The organism is Acinetobacter sp. TTH0-4, from assembly GCF_015602665.1.
GTDB lineage: Bacteria > Pseudomonadota > Gammaproteobacteria > Pseudomonadales > Moraxellaceae > Acinetobacter > Acinetobacter albensis.
In genome coordinates, this window is sequence record NZ_CP059079.1 from 2,144,160 (window position 1) to 2,161,475 (window position 17,316).

The 17,316-nt window shown below is 38.5% G+C and carries 9 protein-coding genes; all 9 read right to left on the reverse strand.

Annotated elements, in window-relative coordinates:
* Window positions 1-45 precede the first annotated feature (45 nt).
* Window positions 46-1,920, reverse strand: a complete 1,875-nt coding sequence (locus H0S58_RS10055) for a DUF262 domain-containing protein (RefSeq protein WP_195726437.1) — start codon at window positions 1,918-1,920, stop codon at window positions 46-48.
* Window positions 1,921-1,939: 19 nt separating this feature from the next.
* Entirely contained in the window at window positions 1,940-5,194 is a 3,255-nt protein-coding gene (locus H0S58_RS10060; protein ID WP_195726438.1) for a type I restriction endonuclease subunit R, read from the reverse strand.
* Window positions 5,191-6,564 carry a restriction endonuclease subunit S gene (locus H0S58_RS10065; RefSeq protein WP_195726439.1) on the reverse strand — a complete coding sequence of 458 codons (1,374 nt, stop codon included), beginning with the start codon at window positions 6,562-6,564 and terminating at the stop codon, window positions 5,191-5,193. Before H0S58_RS10065 ends, H0S58_RS10060 begins: the two co-directional genes overlap by 4 nt.
* Window positions 6,564-8,897, reverse strand: coding sequence for a type I restriction-modification system subunit M (locus H0S58_RS10070; RefSeq protein ID WP_195726440.1), 2,334 nt, complete (start codon window positions 8,895-8,897; stop codon window positions 6,564-6,566). Before H0S58_RS10070 ends, H0S58_RS10065 begins: the two co-directional genes overlap by 1 nt.
* Window positions 8,898-9,044: 147 nt before the next feature.
* Window positions 9,045-9,335: a hypothetical protein gene (locus tag H0S58_RS10075; RefSeq protein WP_195726441.1), complete on the reverse strand. Its 291-nt coding sequence runs from the start codon at window positions 9,333-9,335 to the stop codon at window positions 9,045-9,047.
* A gap of 47 nt (window positions 9,336-9,382) precedes the next feature.
* Window positions 9,383-14,530: a DUF4011 domain-containing protein gene (locus H0S58_RS10080; RefSeq protein ID WP_195726442.1), complete on the reverse strand. Its 5,148-nt coding sequence runs from the start codon at window positions 14,528-14,530 to the stop codon at window positions 9,383-9,385.
* 167 nt (window positions 14,531-14,697) lie between these two features.
* Window positions 14,698-14,925 (reverse strand): AlpA family phage regulatory protein, encoded by a 228-nt coding sequence (locus H0S58_RS10085; protein ID WP_195726443.1) that lies wholly within the window; start codon window positions 14,923-14,925, stop codon window positions 14,698-14,700.
* Window positions 14,926-15,003: 78 nt separating this feature from the next.
* Window positions 15,004-15,903, reverse strand: a complete 900-nt coding sequence (locus H0S58_RS10090) for a hydrolase or metal-binding protein (RefSeq protein ID WP_195726444.1) — start codon at window positions 15,901-15,903, stop codon at window positions 15,004-15,006.
* 187 nt (window positions 15,904-16,090) lie between these two features.
* Window positions 16,091-17,155, reverse strand: a complete 1,065-nt coding sequence (locus H0S58_RS10095; protein WP_195726445.1) for a YqaJ viral recombinase family protein — start codon at window positions 17,153-17,155, stop codon at window positions 16,091-16,093.
* Between the last annotated feature and the right edge of the window lie 161 nt (window positions 17,156-17,316).

Consider the following 17,316-nt stretch of genomic DNA (forward strand, 5'->3'; position numbering starts at 1 on the left):
TAATTCTTTAGAGCTATCTAATCTCACCCTAACTTATATTTTCCCTCATAATGCCTCTTCAGCAACTTGATCTGTATTTGAACGTTGCTCATCTTCATCAGTAAATTTATATTGGTCTATTCTTTGTCCATTAATTGTCCAAGACAAAAGAGCTAAATTCAGTAAAACTTGCTGACGCTGTTGAATCTGTTCCTTTTTCCATTCAGTAAAAGCATAGTTATAATCATGAATAAATTGATTCGTTGAGGTATTTTTACCAATACTAAATTCATCATCTAGCATTTTGCTCAGTACTAATGCTGAATTTTTATATTCAGATTGCTTTTGCTCAAACCAATCCGCACTTAGGTCATTGAAATTATTAACTGCCTGATTAATCTGACTTTCTAATAATGTCACATTACCTAACATATAAACCTGACCAGAATATTCTAAATAGTCAACTCCATATGCTTCAGGAATTACATCTGCCTTAGGAGTCTGAGGCAAAATATGTTCGACTTGCAGACTTTGTATAAACCCATGATCCTTCAGTGGCATATTACAGAGCTCAGCAGCTTTATTTTCTAAAGTACCTAAAATATAACGCAAACGATATAGCGGATTAAAAGCATCATGACGTTTCGTTAAGAAAGTTTGTTTAAATTCTGCTGCCTTTTTAGTGATATATTTTGCAATATTTTTTTTTTCAACAGCAACTTTTACTTGTTCAATAGTTTTTAAACCGCGGAAATATTGCACCCACATACTAAAATTATTCTCATTATATTTCGCTTGTATACCTAAGGTATTATTCACAAAAAATAAAGTTTCTAATTGTTTCGCAAGATAATTAATTAATTCATCTTCACAATTAACATCTAATGCCAACAATAGTAATAAGTGCTGTCTAGACATATATTTATTAATGTAGCCGATGCTAACTACAGCATGATACGTTTGATGATGGTCAGCTAAACTTGTCGCATTAACTAGTTTTGAATAACGTTCTGAAGCACTTAATAATGCATTCACAAATTCCATTGGTTTCTTTTTATAGTTGATTAATGGCTCACCTTCAGAAATGATCCATTTATAGATATCTTCCTCACGTAAAATTCCATTATTATAATAACGCGCCATTAAAAAATATCGTAGGAAGCGTAATGGATTCTCCCCTTCATTACAGGCATGAATATTTCCAACAATCGTTTTCCATTTAGATTTAATATCTGGAAAATCTTTTTCATTAGCTTCACTAAAAATCAGATTTTTAACCAAATCCATAGCATCTAGACTTGCGCCACGCTGATTACTGGTTTCAAATATTTTTAATGCACCATGAAGATCTGCAGAAACAATAAAAACCAAGACAATTTTATTAAAGAAGAAACTAATAAAATCAACTAGATGCTCTTGTCCTTCATTATTCAAACTTGCAACATACTCATACATCGCATCATAGGCTGCCTGCATTTTTTGAATAGATGGTGTAACCTTACCTTTGTATTCTTTTTTATGAATAAGATAGCCTAAATAATTTTGGCTTTCTTCGTATTGCAACTCTACACGGTTTTGATGGGATGCCGTTTTCATATTGAAAGTCGACAACCATGATTTAATTGCATTATAAAAGTTTTCAGCAGATTCAGTACGGGTAATACTCTCTAAAAAATCTTTTAATGCACAAAGAGTTAGTACAATTGTAGTAAGACGTTGCTGACCATCTATGACATCATAATTATCATATTTTTTAACAATAATAACTGACCCTAAATAGTAGCTTGAATCATTATTTGAAGTTTCAAATGCATTATCTATGTCTGTAATGAATTGTTTTACTTGATCATTAACTTTCCAGACATATTCTCTTTGATAATCTGGAACAATAAAGAATTGATTAATATCTGAAATACTTTTTACTTGGGCATCAATTTGCATTTTCTTTCCCTTCTCCCCTCTAAAATTGTCGACTGCTCAACATATCAAAAATCAAATGACCAAAAACATGGGCTTTAGATGGATCTGAAAGCAATTGCATCATTTGCTCTCTATGTGCTTCATGACTGCCTAGAATGGCATCATCAATAGCACGAGGGAAATCTCCCAACATCGCCTGCTCACGGGTATTATTGGCAATCTGTGACATTACCCCATTATTCTCATAGACCTTATCTGCAATGGTATTGGCATAATTGATCATGTCTTGATCGGTTAGCTTATCTGTCACAAAGACTTCATTTAAACGATGAATAATGCTGGATAAAAAATCTTCCTTTTTGTCCTTACCTGTCGCACTCCCCACATCATTACTCGGCTCTAATTGATGCTCACCATTATTGGCTTGTAACTCAATATCAATCTGACGCAGTTTGGATAAGCGATAGTGACTCATTTCGATATTACTTAAATCAATCTCATCATCCAAAATGGTATTTTCACGTAACATCGGTCTCAGATTACGTGCAAACAGACTTAGCTTCTCCAGCGCTTTATCATCATAATCAACGATCTGTGACATGAATTCATAAAAGCGGGTAAACGTGCCTAAATCCTTTTTAAAGATTTCCAGTTCATCTTTGGCTTTTTTGGCTTCAGTAAAATCCTTTTCAGCATTACCCACCAGTACCGCATCACTGGTTTGTTTACAGCGTTCCAGCATGTCTTTAGTTTTGCTATAAGCTGCAATGGCCGTGTTATAACGCTGTTGCCAACGTTCAATAGCAGGCTTACAAATATTTGCCAGTACCGCATTGGATTTATTACGGCTAAAAAATGCCGTAGCAAACTGCTCAACCTCAGACCACAAAAAGATGCCATTGCTTTTAAGCTTGTTAAACAGCTCAAACACTTTATCTGGATCGGTGACATCTGCCAGTTCAACGGTTTGATAATAAGGTTGAAAAGCTTCTAAAATCTCATCTGGTTCATTAAAAAAATCCAGTACAAAAGTGCCTGACTCGGCTTTACCCGGATACATCCTGTTTAAACGAGAAAGCGTTTGTACGCACTCTACCCCACCAAGTTTTTTATCCACGTACATGGCACAGAGTTTCGGTTGGTCAAAACCAGTCTGAAACTTGTTGGCGACCAACATCACCTGATAGTCATCACTGTCAAATGCCTTACGCATTTCACGCCCTTTTAAATTCGGGTTCATGTTGTGTTCGGTAAACTTCTGCCCAACCAAGGCACTGCTGTTCGGGTCTGAATCGTTAAACTCAACTTCCCCCGAGAATGCCACCATCGCTTGAATTGACCGATAGCCTTGTTCGGTGACATATTTATCAAAGGCCAATTTATAACGCACGGCTTCTTTACGTGAACTGGTCACCACCATAGCTTTGGCTTGACCACCCAATAAGCCCATCACATTCTTTTTAAAATGTTCAATGATCACTTTTACTTTTTGTGAAATATTGTGGTCATGTAAACGTACCCATTGATTGACCTTCACCTTGGCTTTTTTGGCATCCACCTCATGGTCTTTGCTTGCCAGTTTTTGCGTCAGTTTATACACCACTTTATAGTTGGTGTAGTTCTTCAGCACATCTAAAATAAAGCCTTCTTCAATCGCTTGGCGCATGGAATAGACATGATAGGGTTCAGGCTTGTTCTCTGCTGACGGTGGCAATAAAGGATTTGGGCAACGTCCAAATAATTCCAAGGTTTTGGCTTTAGGTGTTGCAGTAAAGGCGTAATAGCTGACGTTTGGATTGGCACGACGTGCTGCCAAGGTTGCATCTAAAATATCTTCTGAAGACAGCATGACATCTTCATCACTGCTCTCAGTCATCAAGACTTCTTTGAGTTGTCGCGCCGTTGAACCGCTTTGTGATGAATGTGCTTCGTCGGCAATGACTGCGTAACGTCTTTCTTTTAATGCGGTGCTGTTTTCAATGGCTTTGAGTACAAAGGGAAACGTCTGAATGGTGACAATAATAATCGGTTGAGATTTTTCTAAAGATGTTGCCAGTTTCTCCGACTTAGAGCCATCGCCTTCTTTATTGTTTATTCGTCCAACTACGCCATCGGCATGTTCAAACTGATAAATCGTATCTTGTAACTGGGCATCTAGGATGGTGCGATCCGTCACCACAATTACAGAATCAAACTGTTTATTGCCATGTTCATCGTACAAGGTAGAAAGCTGATGCGCTGTCCACGCAATCGAATTAGATTTACCTGAACCGGCACTGTGCTGGATCAGGTATTTATGCCCTGTGCCATTATCTTTAGCATCTTGAACCAGTTTGGTTACCACTTTCCACTGATGATAACGTGGAAAGATCAGGCTTTCTTTTTTGTATTTACGTCCTTCAGCATCTTCTTTGTCTTCAATATTCAAGTGAACAAAACGTCCGAGAATATTCAGCAAAATGTCAGGCGTTAAAACTTCATTCCACAAATAATCGGTGGCATAGCGAGTTTGATCTTCGGGTGCATCATTGCCTGCACCACCGTCATGCGTACCTTTATTAAAGGGTAAGAAAAAGGTGCTGTCGCCTGCCAAGTGTGTGGTCATATAGACTTCATACTGACTCACGGCAAAATGCACCAATGCACCACGTTTAAAGGTCAGTAAGGGTTCAGGCTTGTTGGTATCAGGGTCTTTCGGCAAGCGCGTTTTTTTATATTGGGTAATGGCATTTTGCACAGTTTGCTTAAATTCAGATTTAAGCTCCAATGTAGAAATAGGTAAGCCATTAATAAACAGTACCAGATCAATGCGCCATTTTTTGGCTTGTACACCGGTACTTTCTAATTCTGCTTTTGTGGCGTATGGGCTATACACCAACTCAGGCACCACACGGCAAATGTTCTGTTCATAACGTGCCAAGGTATCGGCATTGAGATTATGCTCAGGTTTAAACTGGCACAATTTAAAACGTGCATTACGAATTTTTAGCCCATGACGTAACACACCCAATGTTCCGTAACTACGTGAAGCTTGATCGGTGGCATTGATGTCAGCTTTTTTTAGTTGTACCACCAAGGCATCAATAAAATGTCGTTCTGAATCGACAGGATAGTTTTGGCAAAACTTATTCCATTCTTCAGGCTGAGTCGTTTGTACAAAGTTTAAAACGTCTGCGCTATACAATGCATTTTCACGGTCATACTGTTTGGCTGTACCCAATACCCAACCGCTGGCTTGCATGTGCTGAATCATATCATTTTGGAAATTATTTTCCCGAGTAGCATCTAAACTCATGCGCCCAACTCCGTTTTAGCCTCATTGTTGTTATTAGGATTTTGCCAATTACGTACGTCGATTTTGCCTGTGACTGCTGCGGAAATAAGTGCGGTTCGGCGTTCTTGTAGTAATTTAATCGCCAACTCACACTTACCAATCAAATAAACAATAATCTGAACTTGTTCGTCTAAATAGTCTGCAATCATAGATTGTTCTTCAAGGCCACCAGACCAAACATCAAGATTAATAATATTTTGAATAGGATACTGAGGTAAAGCTCCACCATATATTGAAGAAACTATATTTGTCTGTGTATACAAAGATGAAAGAAAATAAGTGAGATACCTATAATCTACTAACGTTTTATCAGCCCTTAAGTAAGCTATTTGCGAGTTTAAATTTGACCCAGCATAAGCATTATCAATAATACATAATTTACCGATAGTTGCTCCCCGATTGACAAAAAGGATATCATTTTCCTGCAACCTACCTTTTCGCATAGAATTATTTTTCTCGTGAGAAATATAGCGTAAGTTTTTACTTACAACTCGGAAGTCCTCAAAATCACCAGCGCGAATGAAAGGAACGCCTTCCCCGTTCTCAACAAAGTCAGCCTCAGTCGGATATTCTTCTCCATGATTACCATCATTAACATAACATAGGTTTTTAATCGCATAACGCACCCAATGCTCAGGCACTTCCCCTAACCATTCCACACCCGAATCTTTCATCGGAACATCTGGATTCAGTCCTTTGGTGACTGCATGGCTAATCACCGCTTGACGTTTTTCTTTGAGCAGTTGAATGAGTTGTTGTTGTTTTTCAATCAGACTGTCAATTTTTGTGGTTTCATGGTCTAGAAAATTGGCAATAATTTGAGCTTCCTTAAATGGTAGCTCTAACAAAGAGGCATTTTTTATCAACTCTTGGTTGAGAATCTTTGCACCATAAATATTAGTAGATGCATTTTCGATAATGAATTTTGGAAGTACATAATATAAAAATGACAATGGTAGCTTACTTGTATCTAAGAATGATGCTATTGCTTCATTGGTATACATATCGCAACCAGCAAAAGATACTGCACCAACAGATAATTTAAAGCTATACATTAAAGATCCTTTAGGAGTTATATCCATAGAAGCTTCTTGCGCAGCCTTATCAGAAATCTGTTTCGATGTACTCGTAATCGTTTTGCCTTTCAGATCAGAGATATTTACCCAAAGATTTTCCCCAATAAAATTAGCATCATCTTTAGTTGGCGGTGTCCATCCAACTTGAAAAGGAGCTAAATATTTTACCTTGCTTACTTGCCAATGGTCGGGGATCTCACCTAACCACTCAACACCTGAATCTTTATACTCAGCATATTTCTGATACTTCGCCATTACGAATGTACCTCTTGCAGAAGCTTCATAATCTCAGAACTAACTGCATCCAAATCTGCGTCAATCTCTTTTAAATCACGTGGCGGTTGGTAAACATAAAAATGACGGTTAAACGGAATCTCATAACCCACTATGCCAATCTCGCCATCTTTATCATCACGCTTGTCGGCATTAATCCATGCATCCGGCACATGCGGCTGAACTTCACGTTTAAAGTAAGTCTCAATTAAATCGGTGGTGTCTACATTTGGATTCAATGCAATATTTTCCGCATCACGCAAATCTCCATCCTGTACAAACTCAATCACTTTGCCGTTGTAAGTAAACTGACCATAAAGTGGATTTTCAGCACCTTTTACAGCTTTACTAATGACTGGCTCCGCTTCAGGGTTTTTCCAGATAATGGCATCTAGGAATTGTTTTTTCTCTTTGGTATCGAACTTAATACCCGTCGCTTTAAAGGCTTGTTTTAAGGTTTCATCAAACTGGTTAAAGTCGTCTGATTGCGCCGTGCCAATGTGGTCTTGTAAGGCTTGAGCCTTTTGCATGAGTTCTTTTTGGAATAACCAGATTTTGCTCTCCAGTACATCTTTAATGTCTTTTTCTTTAAGCTCAGGATATTCGGCTTTAATCAAGGCACGCACTTCAAGCGCAACCTCGGATAAATTCCCATAGCTTTGCTCTGTAGCTGCATCGGTCCATGCCGCACCAAACTGCTCATAAATGCTTTGCATCACCGCATTAAATGGCTTCGGTGCAAAACGTAAAGAAGCAATCGCCTCATCTGTAATCTGTGCCGATAAACGCAATGGACGTTCAATGGTCACGCGGCGATAACCGAATTCATAGCTGTTAAAGATTTTACTGGCAAAGGTTTTGGCAGGCTCACTTTTAGGATTAGCAGACTGGCGACCACGATTAGACTTAACTTCTGCGGGTTTATCCAGTGTGCGTGCGTCCATCACTTCAAAGTGACCAAAACTGCGGATAATGGTCTTGATGTCGTCTTCGCTCATCTCATTACGTTTAGAGCCGAGAGACTTACGCATCTTGCTGTATAGATGACTGCCATCAATCAGCTGTACTTTTCCTTTACGCTCAGCATCTTTCTTGTTACTGAGTACCCAAATATAGGTGGCGATACCGGTGTTATAGAACATGTCATTGGGTAAAGCGATAATCGCTTCAAGCAAGTCAGCTTCTAGAATATAACGACGGATTTCACTTTCACCACTGCCTGCGCTACCGGTAAACAACGGTGAACCATTCAAGATAATTCCGATTCGGCTACCTTGATCATTGGCTTGGTCACGATTACGCATTTTGCTTATCAAATGCATCAGGAACAGTAATGAACCATCCGATACACGTGGCAAGCCGGCACCAAAACGCCCATCAAAGCCTTTGACTTGATGTTCATCTTTAATATCTTGTTCAATCTTTTTCCAGTCCACACCAAAAGGTGGATTGGACAGCATGTAGTCAAATTTGTCGTGTGAGAGTTGGTCATTAGATAAAGTATTGCCGAGTTTGATTCGGCTGACATCCTGACCTTTAATCAGCATGTCTGCTTTACAGATGGCATAAGACTCAGGATTTAGCTCCTGACCAAAAGCACGCATCACCGCATTCGGGTTGAGCTCTAATACATATTCCATCCCTGATGATAAAAAGCCGCCCGTACCTGCCGTTGGGTCGTATATGGTACGAATAATACCCTCTTTACTTAAGGCTTCATCATCTTCCATAAATACCAGAGAAGTAGTTAAGCGCACGATATCACGCGGGGTAAAGTGCTCCCCTGCTGTTTCGTTCGAACCTTCGGCAAAACGACGGATCAGTTCCTCAAACACTAAACCCATTTCATGGTTAGAAACAGCTTCAGGACTGAGATCAGTCGTGGCGAACATCTTGACGACTTTATAGAGTAAGTTGGCATCATCGAGTAAACCGACAAATTCATCGAATTTAAAATGCTCAAAAATCTCACGTGCATCTTTAGAAAAACTTTGCACATAGGTTTTGAGATTGGCTTTAATATCGGTTTGACCCATCTTGCCTAAATCCATAGGCGAGGTATTAAAGAATGCCAAGTCATTGGTGGCACGTAATAAGAACTTTTCTTGTGCGTCTTCAGGTAGGTTGAGTGACTGAATTTTTTCATGCTCTGCTACAACCGCAGCTTTACTTGTCGCAAGCACACATTCTAAGCGACGTAACAAGGTGAACGGTAAAATGACACGTCCATATTGCGATTGTTTAAAGTCGCCACGAAGTAAATCTGCAACCGACCAAATGAAGGCTGCAACTTGAGAAAAATTATTATTCGACATACCAGCAATTTCCAAAGCGTGAAAGCTATAGCATTTTTAAATTAGTTTGATTGTGCCTGAAATAAGCATAGATTTTCTAGAGATAAAAAAAATAACGTCAGTACATGCTGTACTGACGTTATTCTAATAAATTAAATATTTAAATATTTAATGAACAAATTGCCATTTTACTACTTGATCAAATTCATCTTTGTCTTGGTAATCTTCTCTATCAGTAAGCGTTTTAGTAGTATTGAATTGTACATTACCAGATAGGTAAACAGAGATAATCTCAAATCCATCTTCATCTACACCTTGAATTTCAACTGAGACGTCTTCTTCAGAATACTCATCATCTTTCATATTGGTAATATCAGCTTTAATAGCATAGGAGACTACATTATCTTCATCATCAACTTTTAAAACTTTGACAGCTATATTACTAACTTTTACGGTCATACTTCACCCTTATGATATAGCGTTTATTTATTAAAGAATTTGTTTTCTTAGGCTACATTTTCACCCTTAATCAACATGTTAAGCTGTTTATGTAATTTTGACAAATTTGCATCGGGGTCTAGCCACCAATCTACAGTCCATACGGTAAATATTTCCCAACCTAAGCCATTTAGTACTGTAGGTTTGAGCTGATCTCGATCTCTAGCGGTTGCAGCATTTGCATAATTCTCTCCGTCCACTAAAATTCCAGCGATATAATTTCCAGAACTCAAATCATCACGAATCGCTAAATCAACTGAACTATCCCCCTGACCAACTCCAATATCCACTCCCCATCCAAGATCTTGCAATTTAGTCTGTAAGTATTGAACTAACTCTTTCTTAGTCTGCTTTTTATTGACGAGATTGGCTAAATGTAATTGTCCACTACGCGCAAAAACCAAGAAGTCCTTCAAATCTCTTACACCTTCACTATTCGTGCGGGATAAATTAATTTCTTCAGGGCTTAGTGCCGAGAATACATGCAATCCTTGACGTGCCCGTGTAATCGCGACATTTAGACGACGCTGCCCCCCTTGTCTATTTAAGGCACCAAAATTCATGCTTAATTTCCCCTCTTGATCTTTAGCATAAGTGATAGAGAAAAGAATAATGTCACGCTCATCTCCCTGTACATTTTCTAAATTTTTAACAAAGAGTGGCTCAATACCTACTTTACTTAATGTTTCTAACTCTGGATTTAACGCTAGTTCATTGTCCAAAATATCTTCTATAAGTTTTTGTTGTGTCATATTGAAAGTAACTACGCCAAGGGTTAATGGCTGATCTTTACCAATTTGAGAGATCAAATGTTGGATAATAAATTTAACAATTGCTTTTGCTTCACCTAAGTTTGTTCGTGTATCACCTTTATCATAAATACCATTTACCATATGAAGCTGTACCGCTGTATCTTTAGCCACAGCAGCGGGGAAAGTAAATAAACTTCCTTTGTAATATTTCTGATTGCTAAACTGAATTAAACTTTCATACCGACTACGGTAATGCCAATTAAGTACCAATTCTGGTAATTGCGCTGCTAAACATTCGTCAAGAATACTTTCTAAATCTTCTGTTACTTCTTCATCCACCTCTTCTTCCGAATCACCTTTTCCAAAGAAACTTGTTGGTGGCATCTGTTTATTATCACCTACTACAATTGATTGCTTACCACGAGCCAATGCACCTATTGCATCCCAAACGGGAATTTGTGAAGCCTCATCAAAAATTACCACATCAAATTTTGCTTCTGTATCCAAATACTGAGCTACTGAAAGTGGACTCATTAATAAACAGGGTTTTAATCCAACCAGCACCTCAGGTATCTGACGCATTAATTCACGCACTGGTATATGACGTCTTTTTTTCCCAAGCTCTTTATTTAAAACTTTCCATTGTTCTTTAAATTGATTTTGATCTTTAAATATTTTATTCCAGCGATAAATGATTTCTTCACTTGAAGCACGTTGATGTTCGATGTCTTGCTGAGCAAAATTTAATACCCTTTTTTCATGCTGCTCACTATTGAACTGATTCAGTTCAGGATGTCTACTAAATTGATAAGTAATCCATTGTCTTGCAAGATTAATGTTTAATAATTTAACAACGTCATCCTGCAAATTTTCTTGTTCTAATAAAGTATGCGTTAAAGGCTTCAATCCACTTAAATTTAATTGCTGCTTAATCGCTTGCCAATTTAACCAATGACGCCATTGTCCACCGTGTTTCTGTAATTCTTGCTGGCGCTCTAATAAACTTTCAAAAGGCACGTCTGCGTAAGTTTTTTTATTGCGTACAACTTCCAACTTATCATCATAAATTAATGCCTCAAACAAACCTTCAATTTCAGATAAAGCTTGTTTTATATTATCTAAATGATTTTCTTTAGCATAATTCAGTGCAGAGACGAGCGGAGTTTGATGAGTAATTTTCTTTTCAACTATTTGTTTAATATCCAACCATTGAGCATGGAGATTTATCAATTCCTCCCAATTACTAGCCTCACCTTGCCAAAGCTCCCCAAGCTGGACTGCTATTTTAGCCTCACATTCTGCAAACCGTAATTGTAAATTTTGAATATGTTGTAAAGTTGGTAAATCCTGAGTTACTGCCAAAGATGTTGGTCGCTGTGGAAACGACTGATATATTTTTATTAGATTTCTAAGTTGAAATTTGCCAATCCACGATAAAGGGAAAAATTTAGATTCAGCCTCTTTCCATTTGAAATTGAGTTGATTTAAATCTATTTGGAATATTTGAGGCTGATACTGCCCCACCAGATTTTGACGATATCGTTGCAAATCACCAACTATTTCTTTAGCTGTTTTTACACTAGAAATATCTAGGTCTTTAACAATTTTTAATGTCTTTAAATCGGTCTTCTGAACAAGCTCAAAAATTCTACTGAACAAGGTAAAATCTTCTTGGATTTCTTTTAGATTATTTTTTTCACTTAATTCAAATGATTTTTGCCAAGGTGCAATAACCTCTTTCAGCCTTTTAATTTTTTCAGGAAGTTGATCCTGAATTAGTTTGTAATTTTCTTGCCATACAAGATTCCATATAGAATCTGATATTCCTTCACCAAACCCTTCTAAAATATGTCTAGAGTTTTTATCAATCAAGCTTGCAAGCCCAGCAGCTTTTACTACAAGTTCAGTTAAATTTTCTCTTTTTTCTGCCGTTAATGATGAAATGTCGATATCTGGATATCGTAATATATTAATTTCACGATAACGCAGTTCATCACTCATAGCTGCATATAGTGTCCAGCCAATACTATGTTGTTCATGCAGTATTTTTACATGCTGATTAAGCTCATCGCGAGTCCTGACTAATTTATCAGATAGCTTTTGCCACTCAGTGCCTTTTGGCTGAGAACTCAAAAAGTACGGATCATTATTCTTTTCTGCTCTTATACGTAACTGATCCAGTACTTCCATTTTCTGAGCTTTTGAAGAATGTAGTTGTAAACATAATTCAGCCAGTCCAACTTGGGTCAAACGCCGATAAACCACATCTAAAGCTGCCATTTTTTCAGATACAAATAAAACTGATTTTCCATCAGCTAAACACTGGGAAATCATATTCGTAATGGTTTGTGATTTACCTGTACCTGGAGGGCCTGATAAAACAAACGTTCGACCTAATGCTGCGGACATTACAGCGGCAAGTTGAGAGGAATCGGATGATAAAGGTGTAAATAGCTGCTGAGGTAAGTACTGTTGATCTAGCTGGGATGGGAGAGGAAAAGACTCTTGCTTTACAAATGGCTCTCTTGGCGTTTCGATTAAATGGTTAACTACAGCTTGATTCTTTAACTGCTCCATGCGAGTTGATAAATCTAGCCACATCAAATATTTAGAAAAAGAAAACTGTCCAATTGCCGCCTCCGCTTTAACCTCCCATCCTGGAATATTAATAATCGCCTTGCGTACTATATGGAGAATTTTATTCACATCCACACCCGAATCATCTATGGGTAGAGGATTAAGACCTGATATTTCTAAATCATAATCTTGTCTTATCAATTGTAATAAAGTTGAGTTAAAGCGTGGTTCATCATCATAGATAGATAATCGATAACCTGTTTTTGCAGTTTCTCGAGTAATTTGTACAGGAATCAATAGCAAGGGAGCTTTGAATATCTTTTTTGAACGCTCAGATTCTCTCCACTCTAAGAATCCTATAGCAAGAAACAGTGTATTTGCACCTCCTTCCTCAATTGCTGTACGTGAAGCTCTATATACCTCTACTAAACGTTTTTCCAAAGCAGATGTATCTAAAGGACTAAATAATAAATTACGCGCAAGATTTTCATCTACAAATCGATTGATATATTGCTTTTCATTATCGCGCTGAACCTCTTTTAATGAGATAGTTTCAGTACTTTTAAATAAAAATCCTTCTTGATTTGCTAAAGCATCCTCTAACTTTGCCAACGTAATATCAGAAGACTGCAGCGGAATGCTATATCTATTATCTTTAAAATTTAATAATTTATTTCTCAGGCTTAAATCCAATAAACGTCTTAGCCAACGATCCACACGTGTTGTTTTTACTGCTGAGTGCTTTTCTACTTCATAATCTGGTATAGATACATTTGACCATTCAATTTCTGTGTCATCTAAGTATTCTTTAGTATCACCTTGCGCAGATATTGGTTTTATTCCTCTTAATCTCGCCTGTCTAACATCAATCGCTATATAGAATTTATCGTGACGTGATTCATCTTTGATATAAGCACTTGCTGTTTTCATTGCTTGTGAGAAAGAAGCACCTTGTGTAATCAAGGTTGTTTCAATAAAAACAAGCTCACCTAAATCGAACCGTTTTCTAAGAATTTGAATATCATCTATTAGTAAATCAATATTCGGAGTTTCATTCAACCAGATTCCTAAATATGCATGCCCTTCTTCAATAACAATTAGGGTATCCAGACCGACTTGTTCAGCTAAAGCACTTAAAAGCAGTGTACTATCTAAACAACAAGCTAGCTTTTCTCCTAAAACTTGTTTGGCTAAACGAACTCTTTGTCCAGACTTTATAAAGCTTGCAGGATTTACAATATAATGAATTTCTTGTTTGAGTAATGATTCCCATACAGCGTTTAATTGTGCTACCACAGATTCTCTGTCGCGATCTAAATATCCATTAAGAACACTTTGCTTTTGGGATTTAAGAATTTCACTGGCTGAAACTAAAAGTGGAGATAATGAAGAGGAATTCGGTTGAGAAAAACTTGCCAATAATTCTATGGGCTGTTTTTCCCCTCCCCAAGTGTCTATTGTCAGTACATCAATTTCAAGATGATGCTCAACTAAAATTTCACCTGTCTCACTCAGCCAAATCACTTCTATATTGGCTTTAATATTTTCGGGAAGCTCCAATAAATATTTTACATCAAAAATTAACTTTGGTTTTTCAATAGCTAAAGATTGTCCCGCAGTCAGATTCGAAATATTGGTCACATATTCTTTGAAACACTCTGGATTTGATCGTACTATAACTTTTGAAGAACCGACGTCCTTTTCAGTAGTTAGGATAACCTTGCTAATTAATGCAATAGAATTCTGCTGGAGTACAAAATTTAAAGCTGAAGTAGATTCAACATCAATTGAATACTGATTAATTATTTCTTCTTGATTATCTGACATATTACCCCTTCATACTTTAAAGCTCACACTTTTACGTCTTCAATACTGAAATGTGAAATAAATTTTATATTGTACGCCAGCTTATCAGATCATATTTTGAGTAGCTATTTAAGTTTAAATATTACAAGTTCACTTCAAAAAAATAAGGGAGCCGAAGCTCCCATCTCCTATCGGCTCGTCAACTTACTTTCAATCCACTGATTAATTTCCCAAGCTGACCATCCCACACGACCTACTGTTAAATTAGCCTGCTTAGGAAAAGTCTGATCATAGTGTTTATGACGCTCATCCATGATGTTATAAATCGTTGCACGGCTTAAACCTGTAATCTGAATAACTTCCTTCAAGTTGATGATTTGGTTCATCTGGAATGTTTGGCCTGTGAACATGTTCATGTATTACTCCTAATCTAAATGATGCGAGCATTTCGCTCATTAGATACGGCAATCTGGTAAGGTTTTACCCTGTCCGATTCAGTTCAAAGCCGTCACCGATCCTTTCAATCCCTGCTGAAGATTAAATGTAGTCTCCGCCTCCTCAGTTTGCTTGTCTTCAACAGGCTGCCCTTCCACATGCTGATAAAACTCCTCCACAACATCCAAGCCCTCTTCGATATCTATCCCCATCCTTGCATTGGCAAAACCCTGCCGCGCCACAAAATCCACAGCCTCTTGATAAAACCCAGCTTCCTTACTCTCGTCATCAATTTTCTTAGCTTGAACAATCGCATCATTCAGACTGATTCCCTCCCTCAATGTTAAGTCCACGTAATACACCGGTTGACGATAGCTTTGCGTGGTGCTTTTTCCTCTTAAGGTGAGTTGCAATGGTAAACAAGACAGTAATCCACCAGAAGCAGCACTGTAATAAGCCAAACGTGCAGTCAGGGTTCGAATACTGTTAAAGCCTGTGGTTCTAAAGATGAAGGTTCCAAATTCATCCGACTCATCTAAATTCACATGCAAGCGCCCATAAGGCTTGCAGTTCCCTCCTTGCGCCAATGGACATAAATCTGGGGATGGGCATAGATGCTGTTCTACCCCTTGAGTGGTTAAACGTTGACAGGTTTCTCCATTGCCGACACAAACAGGTCTCCCTGTCTGACGATCAAATAAACTATATTCAGCGCGAAGGTTCAGTTCAGGATCATTGAAGATCATACGTACTGGTATGGTTCTGATTTTTTGATTCGGTGCTTGAGCACGAAGCTGCTCATCGAGTGGATGTTTGACCCATCCATCCTTATTCTGAATTTGTGAGGTAATGGTGAATTGATCATCCTTTTCAGGCAGACGCTTACCATTCTTTTCAACGATACGACCAATACTGATACGCCCTAATATAGGTGGGGTAATCGCGAGACCTTTAATCATGGTGATATTCCTTCATTTATTACTTTACGGATTTGACGATGTATATGTAGGCCAGAACACAGGCCATCCTGATGAGTTCACTGTTTAAAGTGTGCTACGGAAATCGCGACCGATTTGCTCTCTACTCATGGGGTAGAGAGCGGGGAGCGATTTTTGTGCATTTTCGATTTGGTGTTCTAGATCTGACTTAGTCGGTATAGATGTTGAATCGACGACTGCCCAGCTTTTCCAAGGGATATTGAGTGATAAGATCAGGTTGATGCTGGAGTAAGGCTTTGATATTCAGACTGACTGAGTCCTTGCCTTTCTTCCAGACCACGGAACCATGGGCAAAGGTGGCACGTTCAGCATCTTTCATCAGCATCTGGATTTCATGCTTGAGCTGATCAAAGCGTTCCTGCTGATGCTGGATTTCTTCCCTCAGCTGAATGAACTGATTGAACATCAAATTGGCCTGTTCGTTCTGGCTGAGATCTTCAACGGTGAGTGGCACATGTGCTGGATACAGTTGCAGGATGGCCTTGGCTGCGGATTCACTGGCATCCACAGATGGCGGAGTATCCTTTTCCACACAGTCCCAGAAATAACGCTCTGCTTTTACGATGTGTTCAATCACCGATTCAGAACGAGTGACTTTAAAGATCTTGGTTTCATGCCCACAGATCAGTACACAGACATGCGCTGCCTGTTTGCCTGTCACTGCCAGCTGATGTTGCACCTGACACAAGACATATAAAGGTACGCCATCACGCCACAGTTTAGCCCCATGTTCCCCTGCGGTTTTACATTCCAAAATCTGAACATCCTCATTGCCCACCACGGCATAATCAAGATTGGCCAACATAAAAGACTTATCTGGATCAGGATGTTGAAGCACAGCATTAACCCGTCTGACCTTGTGATTGGTATGCATGCTGTAGAACTCAGCCACCAAGGGTTCAAGCTGCTTGCCCCAATACAGTGGTGCTACACCTGAACTGTCATCGCCAATAGACTGAGCTTGCCTTCCTGTTTTGATTAGCCATAATTCCAGCATCGACATGTAGGGGTTAAGTCCACAGGCAGTCGCTGCATCACTACTGCCAATGCCTTGCTTACGGACTTCAAGCCATGTTTGATAATCCATATTTTTGGTATTGGCGAAACGCTTGGCGGTCACTGTTCTTTTAGCTGCGGTATTGGATTCATTTATCTCATTTAAAATCGGGAGATGAGGATGCTGATTTCTGGTAATCGGTACGATTTGATTCATGACTTGATCCTTATAAATTGCGATTGCTGTAAAAAATGTGCGGCATAAAAAAGCCATACCCGACTTGCGTCGGGTATGGCTCTCTATGACATTGACTTGGCTATGGATGACTTGGGGTGAGCCTTCCATAGTTGTTGTTACATGACTCACACTTGATGTCG

Excerpts from the sequence above, each read along its gene's own strand:
- H0S58_RS10055 (WP_195726437.1), bottom strand. The coding sequence starts at position 1,920 with ATGCAAATTGATGCCCAAGTAAAAAGTATTTCAGATATTAATCAATTC.
- H0S58_RS10060 (WP_195726438.1), bottom strand. The coding sequence starts at position 5,194 with ATGAGTTTAGATGCTACTCGGGAAAATAATTTCCAAAATGATATGATT.
- H0S58_RS10065 (WP_195726439.1), bottom strand. The coding sequence starts at position 6,564 with ATGGCGAAGTATCAGAAATATGCTGAGTATAAAGATTCAGGTGTTGAG.
- H0S58_RS10070 (WP_195726440.1), bottom strand. The coding sequence starts at position 8,897 with ATGTCGAATAATAATTTTTCTCAAGTTGCAGCCTTCATTTGGTCGGTT.
- H0S58_RS10075 (WP_195726441.1), bottom strand. The coding sequence starts at position 9,335 with ATGACCGTAAAAGTTAGTAATATAGCTGTCAAAGTTTTAAAAGTTGAT.
- H0S58_RS10080 (WP_195726442.1), bottom strand. The coding sequence starts at position 14,530 with ATGTCAGATAATCAAGAAGAAATAATTAATCAGTATTCAATTGATGTT.
- H0S58_RS10085 (WP_195726443.1), bottom strand. The coding sequence starts at position 14,925 with ATGAACATGTTCACAGGCCAAACATTCCAGATGAACCAAATCATCAAC.
- H0S58_RS10090 (WP_195726444.1), bottom strand. The coding sequence starts at position 15,903 with ATGATTAAAGGTCTCGCGATTACCCCACCTATATTAGGGCGTATCAGT.
- H0S58_RS10095 (WP_195726445.1), bottom strand. The coding sequence starts at position 17,155 with ATGAATCAAATCGTACCGATTACCAGAAATCAGCATCCTCATCTCCCG.